Origin of the sequence: Streptomyces sp. (genome assembly GCF_036566765.1) — a bacterium.
In the GTDB taxonomy this organism is placed as follows: domain Bacteria; phylum Actinomycetota; class Actinomycetes; order Streptomycetales; family Streptomycetaceae; genus Streptomyces.
On sequence record NZ_DATCVQ010000228.1, the window covers coordinates 1 to 3,024 of the forward strand.

General features: G+C 67.2%; 1 protein-coding gene and 2 pseudogenes. All 3 read left to right on the forward strand.

The window, feature by feature from the left end; genetic code table 11:
• Nucleotides 1–481 precede the first annotated feature (481 nt).
• A pseudogene (locus VIU94_RS44705) lies at nt 482–853 on the forward strand (hypothetical protein); the annotation flags it as partial.
• 97 nt (nt 854–950) lie between these two features.
• The gene (locus tag VIU94_RS13115) at nt 951–1,190 is read left to right on the forward strand and encodes a sterol carrier protein domain-containing protein (RefSeq protein ID WP_331910928.1); all 240 of its coding nucleotides are present in this window, start codon (nt 951–953) and stop codon (nt 1,188–1,190) included.
• 211 nt (nt 1,191–1,401) lie between these two features.
• Nucleotides 1,402–3,024, forward strand: a pseudogene (locus VIU94_RS13120) (hypothetical protein); the annotation flags it as partial.

Sequence of the window (3,024 nt, forward strand, 5' to 3'; positions counted from 1 at the left end):
CGTGTCCTGCACTCCACAGGACTGGTCACCCGGACACGTGACGGACGGCATGTTCTGTACCGGAGAAGCGCACTCGGCGACGGACTCACGACCACCGCAACCAGACCACGAACTCACGACAGCTGAGGTTCAGCACTCCGCTTCCGCCCAACCCCGCCTGGCCGGGTGACTTCACCGCTGCCGCCGTGTGCCTCCAGCAGGTCGCCGTCGTGCCTGTCCTGGGCGACTTCGTCGCGGACTACTCCAACGCCTGCACCAACGGCAACGTCATCGACCACAGCGGAAAGTGATGGACGGTGCCCCTCCTGCTCGCGGAAAGGGCACCCGAGTGGCCGATTCGGTCGACCGGGTGGGTGTCATGTCGCCCCGAAGCTCATATCGTCGTCCTTCCGGTGCGGGTACGGATCGCGCTTGTCCCCGTCGCGGACTTCCTCGGCGACCGGCAGCGAGGTGATGCCCTCGATCAAGTGACCTCGTCGGCGTGGGCGGGGCAGCGGGTGCGAGTACGGCGAAAGTCAGGGCGGCACCCATCAGGCTCCGCCGGAAGTTCTTGATCATACGAGGGTTCTTTCGGCATGCACCGGCCGTCTTGGGCGGCCTGGCGGGCAGGCTCACCCCGCCGGGCTGTTGTCTCTGGGCCCCCCAGCGCCGCGAGCGCCACGGTGCGACCCTGGTCGTCCACGACTTCTGGGCCGCCGGCCAGCCCACCGCCTCAGCCATGCTCGCCTTCCTCGGCCGCCACAACACCCGCGCCGCCACCGTCGAGTTCCGGCGGGGAGCCCTCCCGCTTTACCCCACCCTCCTGCACGGCCTCCGACACCACCGGACCACCGCCGAGTCCTGGCACCCCTGGATGCTTCGCATCCTCGACATCCCCGAAGCCGTACGACTCCGCGGTTGGCCTGCCGACCTCACCATCACGGTCCCGATCGAGATTGAGAACACCACAAGTGACGGGCTGGGACCGCTGGATGCTCCATATCAAGGACGGCAGGGCCGAGATCACCCCGACCCGCGTAGAAGGACAGATCACCCTGACGCGGTGCCAGCTCGCCGTCTGGTACGCCGGCGGCTACCGGTCCGCCACCTCGGCTCAGATGGCCGGAGTCCGTGCCGCGTCACAGAAGGCGCTTGCGACCCTCGTCCTCAGCACAGCAGACCTCGAGCCCTGGCTGCCCGATCGCTTCTAGCCCGCCCTTGACCCCATCTTGATCGGGTCCCGACAATTGCCGGATGGTGATTCCTTTAGCGCTCCTGCGGATCCGTACGTTGGCGCTCGCAACTGGCCTGAGTCTGGTCAGTGTGTTGGGCCTGGCCGGTCCATCTGTGCCAGCTGCCGCCGCAGCAGAGGACTTCCCGCTCCCAGGTGTCAAGCCGACGGAGGACACGTACCCGAGGGGCGTGTACGAGTACGAGAGCGCCGATGCGCTCAACCGCATCCCCGAGCCCACGCAGGCGGACCTCGGCCCGATCGGGAACAAGAAGAACTACACCCGTGGCACACGGGAGCACCTGTTCGCGCGCTGGAAGACGTACAGCAAGAGAGGCACGACCTGGGAGAAGTTCCGCACGCAGTTCGAGAAGATCGTCTTCAACGAACCCGGCGTGCTGGGTTCCGTCGCTGAGCCCTCGGAGCAGGTACTGAACGGCATCGGCGCTCCGAACCAATACACCTGGGCCACCAAGAACTTCATGTTCGCGCACTGGAAGCTGCAGAAGGAGGGCAGTTCGGTGCCGGACTGGAAGGAATGGCGCACGGGGTACGTGAACGCCTTCAACAGCAAGCGCAAGGGCGCGGCGTTCGAGCCGCTGCTCCGAAGTGAGTACGTCGAGAAGGAGGGACTGAACCCCGAGGGCCACTGGCGCTTCGGCCAGAGGGTGCCCCGGGAGCTCCTTCCCCTGCTCGCGCGTCTGCGCCTGCACAAGAAGGACCGCCCGCTCGACGCCGCGGACTTCGAGAAGCTCAAGGTCATTTTGGAGATCAAGTCCGGCAAGGACGTCGACACCAAGGAGGGCCGGAAGCAGTTCGAGGACCTGATGAAGATCGCCAAAGCGACCGGTTGCCGAGTGATCGCCGCGTTTGGCGAGCGACCCACCCCGGAATCGGTCAAGATGATCGAGAAGCTGGCGGCGAAGCACCGCGTCCAGGTCGACGTCCGGTACTTCCCGGCGATCGGGCAGAAGGTGCCGCCCGGCTCCTTGAACAGCACGCCGCCCCCCACCCCTGACGACGGCGCCGCCGCCCAGGCACCCACAAGCCCTCCCGGCGGGCCGCAAGGCGGACCGAGCGGTGACGCGGCCGTCCCGGACGTCCTCGCTGCCCCCGGCCAGTTGCCGGCCGACAGCCCGATGACCGAGGCGGTCGAGGCCTCTCCCGACTCGCTGCAGCAGGCGCTCCGGACCGGGCTGATCCAGGACTGGCACACCGAGAACCTCGCCGCGGACGGCGACACTCCGGCGGTCACCCAGCCCGACCTCGGCGGCGTTGACTTCTCGACGCTGGAGCTGCGCTACGTCTCCGACACGTACCACAACGGCTCCGGCGTCCAGTACGCGTTCAAGGCCGACGCCCTTCCGGCCGACGAGCAGTCCTTCGGCGGCCGGCGGGCCGCACAGCTCGCCTCGGACTCGTTCTTCGTCTGGCTGGAACTGCCGCCGTCGGCGTTCACCGTCAACCTCAACCCTGACGAGCCCGACCGGATCATCGACGACAAGTTCGGCAAGACCGACGCCGGGCGGGTACTGCTGGAGGCCGACCTGGCGATGAAGAAGTCGGTGGCGAAGTTCATCCACCCGAACACGCCGGGCGGAAAGAAGTTCTGGGACTCGCTGCGCGGCGAGACCAAATGCGTCTCCATGCGGCAGTGGATCATGCCCGACACCGCCACCGTCCGCGACAACGGCGACGAGCTGTACATCCTGGACGCACCGCTGCAGGTGAAGATGGAGTCGGAGGTCATCAAGACCCCTGGCGTCGGCGGCGAATCCGGCTGCGGACAGCAGGACGACGCCAGCACCCGGCAC